This window comes from Nostoc cf. commune SO-36, assembly GCF_023734775.1.
Taxonomy (GTDB): Bacteria; Cyanobacteriota; Cyanobacteriia; order Cyanobacteriales; family Nostocaceae; genus Nostoc; species Nostoc commune_A.
The window spans coordinates 2,978,335-2,995,357 of sequence record NZ_AP025732.1 but is presented as its reverse complement, the minus strand read 5'-3'; the positions used below and the strand labels follow the sequence as shown (position 1 = coordinate 2,995,357).

The following is a 17,023-nucleotide window of genomic DNA, read 5'->3' as shown; positions in this document are numbered from 1 at the left end:
TTAACACTAGAGAAAACCACATTATTCTTTAGAAACTCATGAGTTCCGAGCAACAACACCCAATTATTGATTTGTCTCACGCCAAAGAACCTCCTCGCTCTATCAATCTCGATCAGGATAAAGAAGCAGCTCCCCTTGAGCAGGAAGAAGTTAGCGGACAGATCGAGGATGATCCCATTAAGAATGCTTTTAATCGCCAGGAGGAAAGCCCAGAAAATGTTGGCGATTTTGCTAACGTTCCCGGTGCAAGCAGCTTGCAATTGGATTGATAATTATTGACTTACTTACCTGTTATTGAGTCCAGCACTTCGTCAATAAATTGTTGTAACCGTTCATAGTGTGAACCTTTCCAATAAATGCGATACCTACGGCGGTAAACTACGCAGTCTTGGCAACGCTGGAATTGCTCAATGTGCGTAGCTTGCCGCCGTAGGCATCCCACTTGTTCAATAATGGATTGCTTATCTACTTCGGGATGAGGGACACCTAACGACTCAATCATGTCCTTAATAGAGCAATACGCTTGGGTTAGCGCCAAAAACCTTGAAATGTGTAGGTTGGGGAGCCACTGCGTTGGGCGGCTATGCCGACTTGTAGCACGTGGCGTTTGAGGAACGAAACCCAACATTTTCGGGGCTTTGTTGGGTTGCGCTTTGCTTAACCCAACCTACAATTTTCCTTAACCCAAGCGTATTGCTTAATAAAGGCTTTTTCCTCAAACACATGAGATATTCTTACCTGTTTGTGATGCCGTGGTAAAAAATGATTCAATTCTGCACGGAAGTGAAAATATGCGATCGCCATAGCCACAGATATTTGAATTACCCTACTGGCAACAATTTGTCACAATTGCAAAACTCTATCTATTGTATTGAAAAAATCAATACTTGTAAAAGTGAGGTATATCTACTATAAAATGCCCATTTACCTTAATTGAAACTATAAAGATTATCAAATACTTGCATTTATTATTGAGTTCAGTTACAGTCAAATTAGATGCCTATCATCAAACTCTGACATAAGCTTCAGGAAGTTAAATTAGGTAAGAAGGTAAATAACAAGTTTGTCAATGTTGATTTCAGTGACACTGTTAATAATTGGTCATTAGTTTTCAACATTAACTTATCGTGCATGAAATATGGATCACTAAAGCATTTACCCCTAATTGGGTTGTTTTTATTTTTCCAATTTAATTGAGAATTATTCGCAATATGTATGAATTTATAGATTATTAAAAGCAGATAGGGGAGAAACGTCTTAAACTTATATTGGCTGATTCCGCATCCCTCTTTAGGAATATCTTCTTCAAAAGAAAGACAACAAACTAGATTTTTATATGTAAAAACAGGATTGCTACTAACTAACTATATAAATAACTTTAGCAAAACTTTAAACAAGTATCTTATTGCCAGCTATATTTTTAGTTGTAGTATTGGCTACATTTATATTGTCAGCAAGTTAATCCTTGGTAACTTTCCAAGTAGGTTCGCGTCTATGTAGAAGATTGAATTTATTTGATTTTACTCAAGAAAGCAAGTTCATAAAAACCGAGTTTCAGCAAGTGAAAATTTATAAAATACCAAATAACAATAAAACTAGATACAAAATTAACGTCGCTCATACGGAAAAATCTATCTTGACACTGTTTATCTTTATTGTGGAGAATTTATTAACCGGAAAGACCTCGATCATTAATGATGTTATAAAGTGGCTACCTAGTTTTAATAGGGAAATGAATATTGTTCTTTTTTATCTCCTTTAGCCAAGGATATTGTAGTGAAGAACACAAATGTATTTGGTAATACCTTTTGTCCATAAAATACGCTAATGAGTACAGCGAGATGAATACTTTTTTTTGTTCTGACGATTCACGGCAAGTAGGAGAAGATGTTATTGGTAGCGCCACCAATTATCAAACTTATATTTTAGTTGAATGTCCTTTACCTTGGACATCAGAAGCCCTTAATTCCAAATGGGTGCCTCAGAATTTGAGGATTTTAGTAGAGGAAGTAAAGCGTACTAAACTACCAATTAGATTTCTTTTAATTGCTAATGATTTATCACACAAAGTAAATCAGACCACGCTTCTGATTTATCAAAAACAAGAGGGGCTAAGTAATGGATATCACAAGCAAGAGTTTAAGCTAGAAAATATTGAGCAAGTAGCAGCAGTTGTTGAAAAATGGATATGGGGTATCAGTTCTAATTCTGAGGTAGAAACTAGTACAACTAGAGATATTTTAGTTTGTACCCACGGTAGCCATGATAAGTGTTGCGCGAGATATGGCGCTCCTTTTTACTTCAATGTTACAGCGAAAAAGGCTGATTTGTGCTTGGATAATGTGCGAATTTGGAAATCATCGCATTTTGGCGGACATCGTTTTGCACCAACAATTATAGACTTGCCAGAAGGAAGATATTACGGTCGTATAGATATAGATTCATTTAGATCAATTTTGGCTCGTACTGGTGATATTCAATGCTTAAATAAAGTCTATCGAGGCTGGGGAATTCTGCCTGCTACACTTCAGGTTTTGGAAAGAGAACTAATGCTTTGTAATGGATGGGATTGGTTTAATTACAAAGTTGCAGGCAAAATTTTGGAGCAAAGTTTAGATAATAATACTATTCTGGGTGAGCTAAGTTTTGAACAACCTTCTGGTTCTCTCTATACTTACCAGGCTAAACTTGTGAGAGATGAAACTAAGACTCAACAACTGAAGAGTTCATGCAATGCTACACGAGAGTTGGTAGTTACTAAATATGCTGTAAGTAGTCTTTGGGTTAGTTCTAGCAAGGTGATGAGTTATAGTACTTAAAAGAGGAGAGTTTTTAAACGCAAAGGGGAGGCAGCGCGTTGCGGGGGTTCCCCCCGTTGTAGCGACTGCCGTCACGCAAAGGGAAGCGCAGAGGTACGCGGAGTCTTACTTTATTTAGTATAATGCTGCACAAACTTGTAACAAAATATCTGCGTACCTTTGCGTTTTCCTCTGCGTTTAAATTCCGAATCAAGAAGAAGTCATATTTAAGACTTTTCGTAACAGTACTTGGTCTTCTAATTTGGCTTTTAACCGACCATTTTCAATATCTCGAATCCAGCTTTGGCTTTTACCTGTGAGTTTTGCTAATTCTCTTTGGGAGAGATTCAAATTTTTTCGCGCTTGCAAAATCTGTTCACCTAGTAAATCGTTTGTAGCTTTGGGTTTCCTTTTGGCTTTAGCAGTTCGCCGTTGCTTCTTTTCCGATTCTGAGATTTGTTGTTCCCATTCTGGTGGGAGTTCAAAAGCTAAAATCCGTGCATTCATTAAGAGATTCCACTTACCACGGGGGCCTGTATCTGTGAGGCGAGTTTCAGAACCACCGTCGTTAGTCCAAAATTCTAATGCTTCATCTGGATCTTCGGGAAGATCGATTAATTTCGCCCACAAAGGTTGAATTTCTGGTGGGTAAGTAACTGGATCGAAAAGTGGTTTCATTCCATAGTGATTGAGAATTTCTAAGTCGCTTTCAAAGGTTCGCAACAGACGTTTGCGTTCTTCTCGTTGTCTGGATGCAAGGGCGACTTTTTCTTCACCGTAAGCAATACGCAGCAAGGTAGGAATAGTAATGCGTTGTTCTTTGCCCATTTTGGTTTTAAATAGCAACCACAGCATTAGTCGGACTGCGCCTTCATGTTGCTGCCAAATGCTCATAACTGTGGTTAGTAGTGTTTTAGGGAGACTACCGTATTGATAGAATGCGGTTCGCTCTTTACATGCTTGTTTGTTTAAGAAATATTGCGCCCATACACCTGCTTTGACTTTAAAAGTTAGCCCAATCAGATATTTGCATCCAAGATTGTCTTCTTGAAAGTGGTGCTGAATATCTATTAAGTGCCATAAGCGGCTATTTGTAACAGAGAATCCGTTAATTCGACCTTGTTGCGGCCAATCAATGGAGATAATCAGGGAGCAAGCTTGCTGGACAAGATTTTTCATTAAAGCTAGCTTGGCAGCTTTGCTTAAGTCTTTGCGTTTCTCCATGCCCAAATATTTCTCGATTTGGCGCTCATCGATCGCAAATTCTTGTTCCCAAGGTTGATCTAAGGCTGTAGCGTAAGCTGCAAAATCAGATGTATGCAAGCGGCTCTGATATCAAGCGCCTCAATTGCTGCTATATCTGTGGCTTTGTCGTTAACTTTAAATGGATCTTGGATGTGAAATGCGATCGCACCCTTACCTTGATTTACTTGTCGGCTGTAACTAATGTAGCCGTCTTCGTCGGTTTCCCAATGTAGCGATGTGCGTTGCCCTAGTACATTACACGCTTCCCAAATTGCGATCGCAGAAGCAAATGGATTATTCTTGCCGTTAGAAAATAAGTCTAAACTGCTAGCATCTCTCGGTTCTATTTTGCATCTCCCCTTTTTCGATTGCCAAGGAATCGGAGAATTAGTTGGACAAGCTATTACACATTGCGGTTCTGAATAATAGCCCTCACAATTATTACAAAGACCAGGATCAATCCAGTATTCATTGTCCTCTATTCTGATTGCACCGGTAGGACATTGGGGGCGGCAGTTGTCACATCCAACGCAACTGTTGTTAGGAATTGTATAAGGCATAAGGCTCTTTTCCCACTCTAATCGTTGAGATGTCTGGCTCAGGTCTGCCCTGGATGAGTCCTGTTTATTCATGACTCGCTAACACATTATCTTTCTGGTGAGAATAATCTTTTCTCACCACGCTTACTCCCCACATCCATATTTTTCGCATCCAATTGGAAGCTTTTTAAGGCTTTAAAACCGAACCAAATAAAACTTATTTATTAACTATACATTTCATAAAAATAATGATTAATTTGTTCGTGTCGAGCTTAACAAAAATCTTAAGGTTTATTGAAAGTCTACCTCAATGAACATTTTAACTTTAACCACAAAGTGCTTTTAAAAAACATTTAAGCCTGTTGTAATTGGTTTTCATCTGATTTATTAATGATTTTAATATTTAATGCATGATAATATTCTGCTACCAAGTTTACAGTTCCTTCATAATTAACTTTACTTTCTTTATGTAAAACAATAATCTCTTCTGTCATCATTTATCTAAATATATTAATTAAAGGAAAATCAAAATTTGTTGGCTTTTAAAATACATATTGCATATATAAAAATGTAACTTATAAACATTTATTCTTGTATCAATTACTACTGTTTAGATATATTTATCTAACTAATAGAAAAAATATTTGAAAAAGAATATCATCACTCTTATAGAGATGTTTGTATCTGGTGGAAATAATAATTCTCCATACACAGCAGGAAGTAGCTACTTTAGCCCCCGACAAATAGACAATTATTATCAATAAACTTTATCTATAATTTAAAATCAAAAACAATGTAATTTTGTGTTCAAAGTCATCGAAGTTTGATGACTAAAAAGTAATTTTTGAATATAAACGAATAAAGGATTAGGATAATATGATGATTAATGCACAAACAGATTAAAAGGCAAAATTGCCGAAGGATTATTCATGGCACAGCTAACAGGTTTGACATTTGGCGGTAAAGCTTGGACACCAAAATTCGCTCAAGAAATTGACAAAGATAAATGTATCGGCTGTGGCAGATGTGTTAAAGTCTGCGGGTACAATGTGCTAGGTTTGAAGGCACTCAATGAAGAAGGCGAATTTGTAGAAGACGAAGACGATGAAGAAATTGAACGGAAAGTAATGGCAGTTACTTCTCCAGAAAACTGTATTGGTTGTGAAGCGTGTTCACGGATTTGCCCGAAGAATTGCTACACTCATGTTGAAGTAAGTAATTAGAGCTTTTAGAGTTAGTTCAAATTGTTGTTAATTCAAGGAGGCACTGTTTGTAAAAAGCGAAAATGCGCTAGGCAAGGTAACTTGAGGGGAATACTAAGTATTACTGTAACTAATAAAGAGTTCACAGTAAACAAATCCGTAAATCGTAAGATGTTAGCTATTAACAAAATTAAACTTGCTGCTAATATAGCCTAATCAATATTAGGTCAACAGTGCCCTCTTGGAACAACTAGCTTTTTTGAAAGCGGGGGGCTAACTTTGTGGTATGAGTTGAAATATAATTTGTATTTTTTTGGGGGAAAGATATGGAAAAAATCTGGAATTTTCCCCCATTTTTAATGGCTGCACGTTAGAAAGTTAATAAGTGAAAAGGAAATAGAGAATGGGGAATGGGGAATGGGGAATAGATAAGAATTCCCAATGCCCAATTCCCAATGCCCAATGCCCTATTCCCTATTCCCAGAAAATCACATCTTTAAAGACTGTTTACAAAGCAGGTAGCATGTATGCAACAAGTTCCTGTTTCACTATGGACTCTGGTTGCTGGGATAGTAGTTACAGCAATTAGCATTTGGATCGGTCAAAACCACACTCTCATGCCGATGCAGGCATCGCTACAAGCGCCTTTGGTAGACGGTTTTTTTAACGTCATGTTTACCATTGCGATCGCACTCTTCTTGGTGGTAGAAGGAACTATTCTGATTTTTTTGGTTAAGTTTCGTCGCCGTCGCGGTGATGATACCGATGGTTTACCAATAGAAGGTAACGTTCCCTTAGAAATCTTCTGGACAGCAATTCCAACAGTGATTGTCCTCGGTTTGGGCATCTACAGTGTAGATGTTTTTAACCAAATGGGCGGTTTTGAGCCTGCCGGTCATCCTCATTCAGTCTCTCATGTTGCTAGTATGCCGGGAACTGCTCTTGCAGCTACACTCAGCGATACTGAAACAACAGCTACACCATCAATTGCCCCGACAATTGGGATTGGCGCGTCTCCTCAAACCCTAAACAAACCAGCCGATTTAGTTGTTGATGTCAAAGGCATACAGTATGCCTGGATATTTAATTACCCCGATAGTGGCATTACTTCTGGGGAATTGCACATACCCGTCGGTGCTGATGTCCAACTTAACCTTTCAGCAGAAGATGTAATTCATTCATTTTGGGTTCCAAACTTCCGCTTGAAACAAGATGCACTTCCCGGTATCCCTACCGAACTAAGATTTGTTGCCACCAAGCCAGGTACATATCCCGTAGTTTGTGCTGAGTTGTGCGGTGGTTATCACGGCTCAATGCGGACAGAGGTAATTGTCCACACACCGGAAGCTTATGAGAACTGGCGGACAGAAAACCAGATTGCTCAACAGCAAAACCTCAATCAAGTTGTTGCAATTAATCCAGCCGACTTATCAACATCAGAGTTTCTCGCGCCCCACACCCATGATATGGGAATCAGTGCAGCAACTCTAGAGTCAGTAGTCATGAGTCATTAGTCATTGGTCATTGGTCATTGGTCATTAGTCATTCAAATGACAACGGACAAATGACAAACGACAAAAAGACAAAAGACAAATGACTTATGACAAACGACAAAGGACAAAAATATGACGCAGGTAGAATTTACTCCACCAGAAGGAAAGAAACCGGAAATGGTGGCTGGCCACGCTTCCCATCCGAAGGCGTGGAAATGGCAAGATTATTTTACTTTTAATGTTGACCACAAGGTTATTGGTATTCAATACTTGGTGACGGCGTTTTTCTTCTATCTCATCGGCGGACTGATGGCGATCGCTCTGCGGGTGGAATTAGCAACACCAGATGCAGACGTACTCGACCCCAATCTGTATAACGCTTTCATGACCAATCACGGGACGATTATGATCTTCCTGTGGATTGTCCCTAGCGCTATTGGCGGATTTGGCAACTATTTAGTGCCGTTGATGGTTGGTGCTAGGGATATGGCGTTTCCGAAGCTAAACGCGATCGCCTTTTGGTTAAACCCACCAGCCGGATTACTCATATTAGGTAGTTTCATTTTTGGCGGTTCGCAATCTGGTTGGACAGCTTACCCACCTTTGAGTTTGGTGACAGCGCCAATCGCTCAAACTATGTGGATACTTGCGATCGTCTTGGTGGGAACTTCCTCAATTTTGGGTTCACTGAACTTCGTAATCACCATTTTGATGATGAAGGTTCCGAGCATGAAATGGGATCAAGTACCCCTGTTTTGCTGGGCAATCTTGGCAACCTCTATTCTAGCCTTGCTTTCCACACCTGTATTAGCAGCCGGTTTAGTTCTGCTGTTGTTTGACCTCAACTTTGGTACATCCTTCTTTAAACCAGATGCAGGCGGTAACGTTGTAATTTATCAACACTTATTCTGGTTTTATTCTCACCCAGCAGTATATTTAATGATTCTGCCCATCTTCGGCATCATGTCGGAGGTGATTCCAGTCCACGCCCGCAAGCCAATTTTTGGTTATAAAGCGATCGCTTATTCTAGTGTAGCCATCTGCGTTGTGGGTTTGTTCGTTTGGGTACACCACATGTTCACCAGTGGCACACCCGGCTGGATGCGGATGTTCTTCACCATCTCCACTCTTATAGTTGCAGTTCCCACTGGCGTGAAAATTTTTGCTTGGGTTGCTACCCTCTGGGGTGGTAAGATCCGCTTTACAGGTGCGATGCTTTTCGCCATTGGCTTGTTGTCCATGTTTGTCATGGGCGGCTTAAGTGGTGTGACAATGGGAACAGCACCCTTTGATGTTCACGTCCACGACACATATTATGTTGTCGGACATTTCCATTACGTTCTGTTTGGCGGTTCCGTGTTTGGCATTTACGCGGGTATTTATCACTGGTTCCCCAAAATGACCGGACGAATGTTGAATGAAAGCTTAGGACGGATTCATTTTGCCCTTACTTTCATCGGCACGAATCTCACTTTTTTACCCATGCACGAGTTGGGTTTAAAAGGAATGCCAAGACGAGTGGCAATGTATGACCCTCAATTTATCGACCTCAATCAAATTTGTACCTTCGGTTCAATTGTTTTGGGGATATCGGTAATTCCTTTCGCCATCAACATGATTTACAGTTGGTTGAAAGGGCCTTTGGCTGGTGATAATCCTTGGCAAGCTTTGACTTTAGAATGGACAACTAGCTCACCACCTGCAATTGAAAACTGGGAAGTGTTGCCGGTTGTGACTCATGGCCCTTATGACTACGGGCATGGTCATAGCAATGAAGTACAGCCATCTGCAACGCCGGAAGCTAGTGCTTAGGTAGTAGAGTGAGTATTGCGATCGCACTCAAAGTCACTGAAACTTCTAGTCATTACATTTGAGAACTCGAAACTTCAGCCTCAGAACTCGAAACTTCAAGCTTATAACTCGGAACTTCAGCTTCGGAACTCGAAACTTCAGCCTCAGAACTCGGAACTTCAAGCTTGGAACTCGGAACTTCAAGCTTGGAACTCGAAACTTCAGCCTCAGAACTCGAAACTTCAGCCTCAGAACTCGGAACTTCAGCTTCGGAACTCAAAACTTCAGCTTCAGAACTCGGAACTTCAGCTTCAGAACTCGAAACTCGGAATTTTGAGAATTCTTGAACAAATGAAGAGTTAATACCATTTCACTTTCATGACGATACAAATACGTTGGTAGGGGCATGGCAATGCCATGCCCTTACGAGAAATCTATATGTATCAGTATTTTCGTGAATTGGTATAAGTTAAACAAGGATTTTGGATAAAGAATGGAAATTTTGCTGATTCAGGCTTCATTCTTTATTTAAGCTTCCATCACAGACAAAGTAGATTGTATTGTCAAAAAATCTATGACTATAGCTACAACCACAAGTGAAGATCACAGCGCAGGACACGAAGAACATCCAGATTTAAGAGTTTGGGGACTGTTGACATTCCTCGCCTCTGAATCCCTGATGTTTGGGGGATTTTTTGCAACTTTCTTGTTTTTTCGAGGTATTACACCCGTTTGGCCTCCAGAAGGGAGTGAAGTAGAACTACTTGTACCGACGATTAACACCATTATTCTGGTGTCTAGTAGTTTCGTGATTCACTTCGGTGATAAGGCGATTAAAAAGAATAACCTCAAGGGAATGCAACTGTGGTATGCCATTACTGCAATCATGGGGGCAATTTTCTTGGCTGGTCAAGTTTATGAGTACTCAACATTGGGGTACGGTTTGACTACCAACGTCTTTGCCAACTGCTTTTATATCATGACTGGGTTCCACGGTTTGCACGTTTTTATCGGACTGTTATTGATATTACGTGCATTGTGGCGATCGCGTCTCCCTGGTGAATATTCTGCAACCAATCATACTTTCATCGAAATGACAGAAATTTACTGGCACTTCGTAGACATTATTTGGATTGTTTTATTCACCTTGGTGTACGTTCTTACTTTGTTTTAAATTGGGCATGGGGCATTGGGCATTGGTTATTAATTCTTCCCTCAATTCCCCATTCCCCATTCCCCATTCCCTATTCCCTATTCCCCACTCCCCATTTCCAATTATGCAAGCTAATACAAACAAATTCTCATGGTTCGAGGTTCCAGATGACGTTAAAAATCTCTTAATTTTAGCTGCACAAAATTGGGAGAACACATCAGAATCGGAAAAATATATTCAACAAGCTTTAGCCCAAACTGGTGATAATACAGATGTCTTAGTAGCAGCATATAGATTTTTCTATTATAAGAATAATTATTCTCTTGCATTACAAACAACAGTCAAATTATTAGATAAAATTAAAGAACTAGAAAACTTACCTGATGACTGGGAGCAACTTAAGCCTATATTAGTCAATCGCAAAGAAGACCCACAAATTCGATTGTACTTATATGCTTATGCTGCTTCTGGATTAGTGCTAGCAAATTTGGGAGAAATTGAGCAAGCGAAAGAAATCAGCACCAGAGTCAAACAGATAGACGAAAAGAATGATTTTGGTGCTGGAATTCTCCTGGATATTTTGACACGCCCGGCAGAAGAAGACGATTAATAAGAAAGAGCGGGGAGATAAGGGAGATGAGGGGGATGAGGGAGATGAGGAGGATAACCCAATTCCCAATTCCCAATTCCCAATTCCCAATTCCTAATGCCCAATGCCCAATGCCCTTTTTGTCAAAAATCATGAACAATTGGTTATCTACCAAATCCTATTCCCTATTAGGAGCAAGTACCGATAGTAACTCTATCATCCCTCCTATTAACATACCTACTAAGCTTCCTGTAGGTAATATCCCTAATGTCTCACCGATCATTGTGATCCAATCTTCGCCACTATCAATTTAAAAGTTATGAAAGGTAGGGATTGGCTGCTAACGGGGGACGGTCAGCATCAAGCCTGTAAATCTGTAAGAGCATGGGATTTATTGAGAGAAAATTATCGTCTTTATCGGTTTTTAACCGAGGTCGAAGATGTTCTCAATAATGCAGATGATGAAACTAATTGTCTGCCAGAAATTCGGATGCTCGTAAGGCGCTTGATTGTAAATTCCTACTGGGTGCAAATTCAAAACTTAGAACCTTCACCAAAACGGGAAGCTCTGTTTTACTCCTATATGATGAATTGGGTTTGCCGTTAACAGTGCAAACAGTAACATTTGCACCGGGAACCCGTTCAAACATTCATAATCATGGAACGTGGGGAATAGTGGCGGTGTTAAAAGGCCAGGAAAAAAATACTTTTTGGCGACGCACTAATAGCCCAGAATTTCAGGACAAGATTGAAGAAACGGGAGAGGTAACTCTCTTCCCAGGAGACATTATTAGCTTTACTCCCGATGCAATTCACAGTGTAGAAGCAGTGGGTGATGAACCAACTGTGACTTTTAATATTTATGGCGAAACCGATCCAAATGAGAGGTTTGAGTTTGACTTAGTTAGCCATAAAGCGAGGAATTTTTAATTTCCTCGGTTCGTAGTTGGCGCTTTAGCGCTAAAAAGTAATTAGGAGATAGTTGAATGGCAAAGGTAATTTTCTATAGCAAACCAGGCTGTAAAGGTGGTGTTAAGCAAAAAGTTTTGCTAACAGCTGCCGGTCATGAGGTGATACCACAGAACCTACTAAAAGAAGCTTGGACAGCTGAACGGTTGCGTTCATTTTTTGGCGATCGCCCCGTAGTCGAATGGTTCAATCCTTCCGCTCCCAAGGTAAAATCTGGTGAGGTGGTTCCTGAAAAAGTGGATGAACAAACCGCTTTGGCGCTGATGCTGAAAGAACCACTGCTAATTCGCCGTCCTTTGTTAGAAGTAGGCGAACAACGCGAGGTAGGGTTTGATGTACAAAAGATTGATGCTTGGATTGGCTTACAAGCTGTGGATGAATCCTTGCAAGAAATCAGCGACAAGCTTATGAAGGAGAATTTGCAAGGCTGTTCTCACGGTCACGATCATGGGCATAAACACCATAAAGAAGGTGGCTGTAAGCATTAGTACAGGATTTTTGCATTAAAACCTGAATTCTTGGGTTTGAGATGCAGCAATGCTCTCAAGTCCCAACATACAAAGTTACGCGCTCTAAGGCAGCAGGATTAATTTCATCGGTTCGTAGTTTGCGCTTTAGCGCTAAAGCGCCAACTACGAACAATTAGACTACTACTTAGAACGATATAAATTTGCTTGGGGAATAAAAGAAAAACGTGTCAGCACGTCGTCGATAAATGTAAATCTAGTGGAAGCATCCGTATTTAGGGTAGCGTACACAAAGTCTACAACCTTCTGTTGCTTAAACACTGAAGGTTGTACAAAAGTAGGCTGACCATAAAGCGATATCACCTGTTGCGGGTTCATCCCGATTCGGATACGTTGATAGACAGCCCCACTTTTTGGCATGGCTGGTTCTGCCGGTAATATGATTTGTGTAATTTTGGCTGGAGTTTCCAATCCGACATTCATAGCCTCCACCCGACCATCTGTGAGAATTACATTTACTGGTAGTTGACCATCTTTTACATAAGCGAGTCGCTCAAGCTTGTAAATAGAAATGTCATTGCGTTGCTCAGAGAAAGGCTCGCCCATCGATTTCAGCAACTCTTGACGACTCATCCCAATTTTAATGCCCTGAGCAAAAGGAGGAATATCGTTAGTAGTTATGGTTTTGACTTCGCAAGCAATGCCTGACAGATAACCATCAATCATTGAGACTTTAGTGATAACTGGCTCTTGGCGATAATTCAGAATTTCAATATGCATATCTAAATTGGAAAACACCTTGACATCAGTTGGTTTTCCCATCACCTTTACCACTTCAGCTTGAGTCATACCTTCGTATAACAGACTAGATTTAAGCGATTGACGCTCAATCTTAATATCAGAAAGGATTTTCGGCAAAAAGGACGGTTTATTATTACCTTGAGACTCAGTGTGAACTTGATTGTGTCCAGGGGCGGGAGTTTGAGCCATTAAGGGTGTAGCGGTAGCTGTGAGACTTAATGCCACAACACATAAGTCAAAGCGCAATTTCACTGGGATGATTTCTTGTAATTGCATGATAGTAATTGAATAAAGCTGTAGTTTATTGGGATAAGCACCGCCATATTGTTAATTAACAAGGGGCGTTGACTCAAAGTTTAATTACGCCAAATGAATAAAGCAGATTTAAGCTGTTGTGTATATAAGTTAAATACACAACAGCTAATTTTGAAAGACTTCTAAACCAATGCTTTGGCAAGCTTATTTGTTTGAGGGAGCGGAATCTACCTCATTTAATGGAGCTACAGGGGCAAGATTATTTACATTACCCGTACCAGCGGCTGGGTCTGGATCGGAGAAACTCGCTGGAGCGTTCCTTTCTGTTCCACTAGGATTGATAGTTGTTGGTGCAACGGGGCCAAGTTGTGTTGTACTAGCTGCTGGAATATTGAACAGTGGATCGGGTGGATTCTTCACAACAGGAGCATTTGAAAACTGTCCGTTTTGCCTGATGGGTACTAAGATGATCCTCTGCTTGCCAGGCCTACCTGGATCTGAACTCAGTTGTGGCCCAACAGTAATGGTGGCTTTTGTCTTTAGCGCGATGCTAGTAGTCGGCGTACCGTTAGAATTAAACGACGGTGGACGACTATATACAGAAGCAGCAGTATTGCCACCAAGTGGAGAACCGTCGTCTCTATAACCCCTTACCACTGCACTGCCAACGGTATACCCCAACGCTTCACCAGCTACTGAATCAGAGTAGTAGTGTACACCTCCTTGTCTCCGGGCAAGGGAGGATTCTCTACCCAAGGCAACGAAGTTTTCCACTGGTTCTTCAGGAAAACATGCCGCCCCCACAGCCATAAAGACACCGGCGGAGGTGGAGTGACCAGAGGGGTAAGCTGGATGATAAGGTGTAGGTAGACTTGGATTATCCGCTCGAAAAGCATAATTAGTTACTTGATCCGGGCGGGGACGTAAGTACATGAATTTGTTGTACCACGCCGATAGAAGACCAGCATAGATACCTTCGTTCAGCATGGCGCTACAACGCGCTACCAAGGGTGGACTGTATTTATAAAGTTGAGCTAAATGGTCAAAATAGTCGTTGTAGCTTGAAGCAGGTGGGTCAAAGTTCCAACGACTAATAACTTTAATCGTATTAGGATTGGTACGAGTAGCTGCCAATTGGTTCAATTCCCTTAGTTCATCTGCGGTTTGGGCAGAGGTATTAGAGGGCGGTGGAGGAAGGATAAACCTGTCAAATCTTCTCACGGATTCTGGGGGATCACCCAGTTGGGGGCAGTAGGAGCAACAATCTGCGAATCGTCTAGGATTGTTGGAAACTGGGGATTCGTGAAAGTATCTTTAGGGTTGAAGCGTACATTATCTGGCTGATTGGGAACCTGAGCATGAACTGCTGGAATGGCTGTAAAAACAAGCAGAGACATAGCAGATGCACTCTTAAGAAAGAATGAATTTCTCATTATTGTTAGTAGTATTAAATACTAAATGTGTTCTACAAAATACTGGAGAATAATCTAAAAAGATCGCTCTCAACAAAGATCACTTTGACTACTTGTAAGGTAATTATTAAGCGTATCTAGTCTAGGAAGCCAGGCGGCTAAATGGTTTACCACCATAAAGATGACTTTGACTATCACAAAGCAAAATACAACATTTATTTAACTTTGTTGGATACACTAACCTAAACAGAACTGAAAAATATATATCAGTTGAGCACTTAAGATTTACTTTACAAATGATCTATCAGGAACGATTAATCAGGAACACAAAATGTTGATAGTAACAGCATATTTGTTACCGTGATTTTTTAAAATCTATCTTAAGGTAGATTAAATTATCATCATTTTGTGAAATTTTATTGCGATTTGAATAACGATCGCCCAAAGATAGCGTTAAAGTATATACTTGACTTTACTGTTAAGTTAAGTATCAAAACTTACATAATATGGTAAATATAGTTTAGGAGCCAGAAGTCACAAATCTTCTGGCTCCTAACTTTTTAACGGACGCCAGCAGTTTCTAAAGACAAGTCTTGAAACATGGGTGTGCTGAGGTAACGTTCACCAAAGGAAGGCTGAATCATTACAATTAACCGCCCGGCATTTTCTGGACGTTTACCTACTTGAATAGCAGCGCACAAAGCCGCACCAGAGGATATCCCAGATAATAAGCCTTCTTCTTTTGCCAAACGTCGCCCAAAAGCGATCGCTTGTTCATCGCTGACTCTAATTACTTCATCAACTAATTCTAGGCGGAGAACATCGGGGATAAATCCGGCCCCAATACCTTGAATCTTATGTGGCCCGGCTTCACCACCGGAGAGAACTGGGCTATTGCTGGGTTCAACTGCGATCGCTTTAAAAGTCGGCTTGCGGCTTTTAATGACCTCTGCAATCCCGGTAATCGTCCCACCAGTACCTACGCCAGCAATGACGATATCCACTTCTCCATCTGTATCTGTCCAAATTTCTTCGGCGGTAGTTTCCTGGTGAACTTTAGGATTGGCAGGGTTGCGGAACTGTTGCAGCATAAAAGCATCAGGAGTATTAGCCACAATTTCTTCGGCTTTGCGAATCGCTCCGCGCATTCCTTCCGCGCCTGGTGTCAACTCTAAAGACGCGCCATAAGCTCTCAGCATAGCGCGTCGTTCTTGGCTCATCGTCTCCGGCATTGTCAAAATTAAACGGTAGCCACGCGCTGCTGCTACCATTGCTAGAGCAATTCCTGTATTACCGGAAGTAGGCTCAACTAAAATAGTCTTTCCTGGGGTAATTGACCCAGCTGCTTCTGCTGAAAGTACCATACTTAACCCAATACGGTCTTTCACCGAGGCTGCTGGGTTCATCCCTTCTAATTTGACAACTATCCTTGCTACTACTCCCTCAGCTTGAGGAATCTTGTTTAGTTGAACTAAAGGAGTTCGTCCGATCAGTTCTGTTATATCTTGAGCAATCCGCATTATTTAACTCCTATAAATTCTAAATCTTAGTACAGAGTATTTACTTATAACAAGAAGCTTTTGTGTATTTAATTTGCAGTTTAGTGCCAATGAGTGCATATACTATGTATTCTAACTAAACCACAAAATCTGAAAGTTTAGGAAGAACTTTTATCAGAGGCTCTCATTGATTCTCACTTCAGCAGATGTTTAGCTTGCCATTCTTTTATTTTACCATTTGGAATTGCTGACTATTGTTTCTTAGGCTAAGATCAATTTTTATAATTCTGTATATATGAATAATTTTCATCATAATTTTCTATTTGTTAGGGAGATATAACTTAATTTCAAAATATTTAATGGATTTTCTGAATTTATTAGTTTATCTTTATCAGGAGACATCGATATTTACTTTTGAGTGCAGATTTTGTCCACTAAAAATTGCATTAAAAATAGTTCTAAGCTTTACCTACATTGGTTTTAGGTTGAGTACAAAAACACCAGAACCCCACTTCAAAAACACTAGCACCCCATCTCAAAAACACTAGCACCCATACCCCAATATTTTTTTATAATACTTATCAGACGAGGATTACAGCCGTTGAGTACTATTCTAATGAATTTAATAATCTTAACAGGGCTGGGGTAAACTGTTTTGTGGAGAGGGACTGATATAAATCGTATAGGATTTACGCAGAGATTCCCCTCTACCCCCCAACATTCCTGAGCGAAAGCTGAGTGAACTAGGGGGGACTTCTTAATCTCCCTTTTGAGAGCAAGATGAAACCACATTCCAGAATCTAAGTGTGT

Annotated in this window: 16 protein-coding genes and 2 pseudogenes; 9 read left to right on the top strand and 9 right to left on the bottom strand. The window is 40.4% G+C overall.

The annotated features are described in order from the left end of the window. Positions 1 to 38 precede the first annotated feature (38 nt). Positions 39 to 269 (top strand): hypothetical protein, encoded by a 231-nt coding sequence (locus ANSO36C_RS13400; protein WP_251959931.1) that lies wholly within the window; start codon positions 39 to 41, stop codon positions 267 to 269. 11 nt (positions 270 to 280) lie between these two features. Here ANSO36C_RS13400 and ANSO36C_RS13395 read toward each other — a convergent pair whose 3' ends face one another. Both ANSO36C_RS13395 and ANSO36C_RS13390 read right to left on the bottom strand, forming a co-directional pair. Beyond that, positions 281 to 628, bottom strand: a complete 348-nt coding sequence (locus ANSO36C_RS13395) for a Mut7-C ubiquitin/RNAse domain-containing protein (protein WP_251959930.1) — start codon at positions 626 to 628, stop codon at positions 281 to 283. A gap of 29 nt (positions 629 to 657) precedes the next feature. Beyond that, positions 658 to 804, bottom strand: a complete 147-nt coding sequence (locus tag ANSO36C_RS13390) for a ubiquitin family protein (RefSeq protein WP_251959929.1) — start codon at positions 802 to 804, stop codon at positions 658 to 660. Positions 805 to 1,841: 1,037 nt separating this feature from the next. On the opposite strand from ANSO36C_RS13390, the gene ANSO36C_RS13385 reads away from it, so the two are divergent. Beyond that, a complete protein-coding gene (locus ANSO36C_RS13385; RefSeq protein ID WP_251959928.1) occupies positions 1,842 to 2,819 on the top strand; it encodes a sucrase ferredoxin in 978 nt (325 codons plus the stop codon). Positions 2,820 to 3,008: 189 nt separating this feature from the next. Here the strand turns inward: ANSO36C_RS13385 and ANSO36C_RS13380 are convergent. Beyond that, positions 3,009 to 4,603 (bottom strand): annotated as a pseudogene (locus ANSO36C_RS13380) (helix-turn-helix domain-containing protein). Between the two features lie 332 nt (positions 4,604 to 4,935). Beyond that, positions 4,936 to 5,079, bottom strand: coding sequence for a hypothetical protein (locus tag ANSO36C_RS13375; protein WP_251959927.1), 144 nt, complete (start codon positions 5,077 to 5,079; stop codon positions 4,936 to 4,938). A 432-nt stretch (positions 5,080 to 5,511) separates the two neighbouring features. On the opposite strand from ANSO36C_RS13375, the gene fdxB reads away from it, so the two are divergent. The 3 genes from fdxB to ctaD all read left to right on the top strand — a co-directional run bounded on the left by fdxB (position 5,512) and on the right by ctaD (position 9,089). Then, a complete protein-coding gene (gene fdxB / locus ANSO36C_RS13370) occupies positions 5,512 to 5,805 on the top strand; it encodes a ferredoxin III, nif-specific (protein WP_251959926.1) in 294 nt (97 codons plus the stop codon). A gap of 506 nt (positions 5,806 to 6,311) precedes the next feature. Then, positions 6,312 to 7,298 (top strand): cytochrome c oxidase subunit II, encoded by a 987-nt coding sequence (locus tag ANSO36C_RS13365; protein WP_251959925.1) that lies wholly within the window; start codon positions 6,312 to 6,314, stop codon positions 7,296 to 7,298. A gap of 111 nt (positions 7,299 to 7,409) precedes the next feature. Next, a complete protein-coding gene (ctaD, locus tag ANSO36C_RS13360) occupies positions 7,410 to 9,089 on the top strand; it encodes a cytochrome c oxidase subunit I (RefSeq protein WP_251959924.1) in 1,680 nt (559 codons plus the stop codon). A gap of 52 nt (positions 9,090 to 9,141) precedes the next feature. Here the strand turns inward: ctaD and ANSO36C_RS13355 are convergent, their stop codons facing one another. Further along, positions 9,142 to 9,348 carry a hypothetical protein gene (locus ANSO36C_RS13355; protein WP_251959923.1) on the bottom strand — a complete coding sequence of 69 codons (207 nt, stop codon included), beginning with the start codon at positions 9,346 to 9,348 and terminating at the stop codon, positions 9,142 to 9,144. A 294-nt stretch (positions 9,349 to 9,642) separates the two neighbouring features. Here ANSO36C_RS13355 and ANSO36C_RS13350 point away from each other — a divergent pair, with 294 nt between their 5' ends. The 4 genes and pseudogenes from ANSO36C_RS13350 (at position 9,643) to ANSO36C_RS13335 (ending at position 12,267) form a co-directional block, all read left to right on the top strand. Beyond that, on the top strand, positions 9,643 to 10,242 hold the full coding sequence (locus ANSO36C_RS13350) for a cytochrome c oxidase subunit 3 (RefSeq protein ID WP_251959922.1): 600 nt from the start codon (positions 9,643 to 9,645) through the stop codon (positions 10,240 to 10,242). 103 nt (positions 10,243 to 10,345) lie between these two features. Next, positions 10,346 to 10,831 (top strand): hypothetical protein, encoded by a 486-nt coding sequence (locus ANSO36C_RS13345; protein WP_251959921.1) that lies wholly within the window; start codon positions 10,346 to 10,348, stop codon positions 10,829 to 10,831. Positions 10,832 to 11,129: 298 nt separating this feature from the next. After that, positions 11,130 to 11,740: pseudogene (locus ANSO36C_RS13340) on the top strand (cupin). A gap of 56 nt (positions 11,741 to 11,796) precedes the next feature. Further along, positions 11,797 to 12,267, top strand: coding sequence for an ArsC/Spx/MgsR family protein (locus ANSO36C_RS13335; RefSeq protein ID WP_251959920.1), 471 nt, complete (start codon positions 11,797 to 11,799; stop codon positions 12,265 to 12,267). A gap of 162 nt (positions 12,268 to 12,429) precedes the next feature. On the opposite strand, the gene ANSO36C_RS13330 is transcribed toward ANSO36C_RS13335, so the two are convergent. From ANSO36C_RS13330 to cysK, 4 genes are all read right to left on the bottom strand, one after another. Then, complete coding sequence (locus ANSO36C_RS13330; protein ID WP_251959919.1) at positions 12,430 to 13,323, bottom strand: hypothetical protein; 894 nt, start codon at positions 13,321 to 13,323, stop codon at positions 12,430 to 12,432. 183 nt (positions 13,324 to 13,506) lie between these two features. Next, positions 13,507 to 14,523, bottom strand: a complete 1,017-nt coding sequence (locus tag ANSO36C_RS13325; protein WP_251959918.1) for a vanadium-dependent haloperoxidase — start codon at positions 14,521 to 14,523, stop codon at positions 13,507 to 13,509. Then, the gene (locus ANSO36C_RS13320) at positions 14,520 to 14,699 is read right to left on the bottom strand and encodes a hypothetical protein (protein ID WP_251959917.1); all 180 of its coding nucleotides are present in this window, start codon (positions 14,697 to 14,699) and stop codon (positions 14,520 to 14,522) included. The genes ANSO36C_RS13325 and ANSO36C_RS13320 overlap by 4 nt, the downstream gene beginning before the upstream one ends. A gap of 575 nt (positions 14,700 to 15,274) precedes the next feature. Continuing rightward, on the bottom strand, positions 15,275 to 16,234 hold the full coding sequence (cysK, locus tag ANSO36C_RS13315; protein ID WP_251959916.1) for a cysteine synthase A: 960 nt from the start codon (positions 16,232 to 16,234) through the stop codon (positions 15,275 to 15,277). Between the last annotated feature and the right edge of the window lie 789 nt (positions 16,235 to 17,023).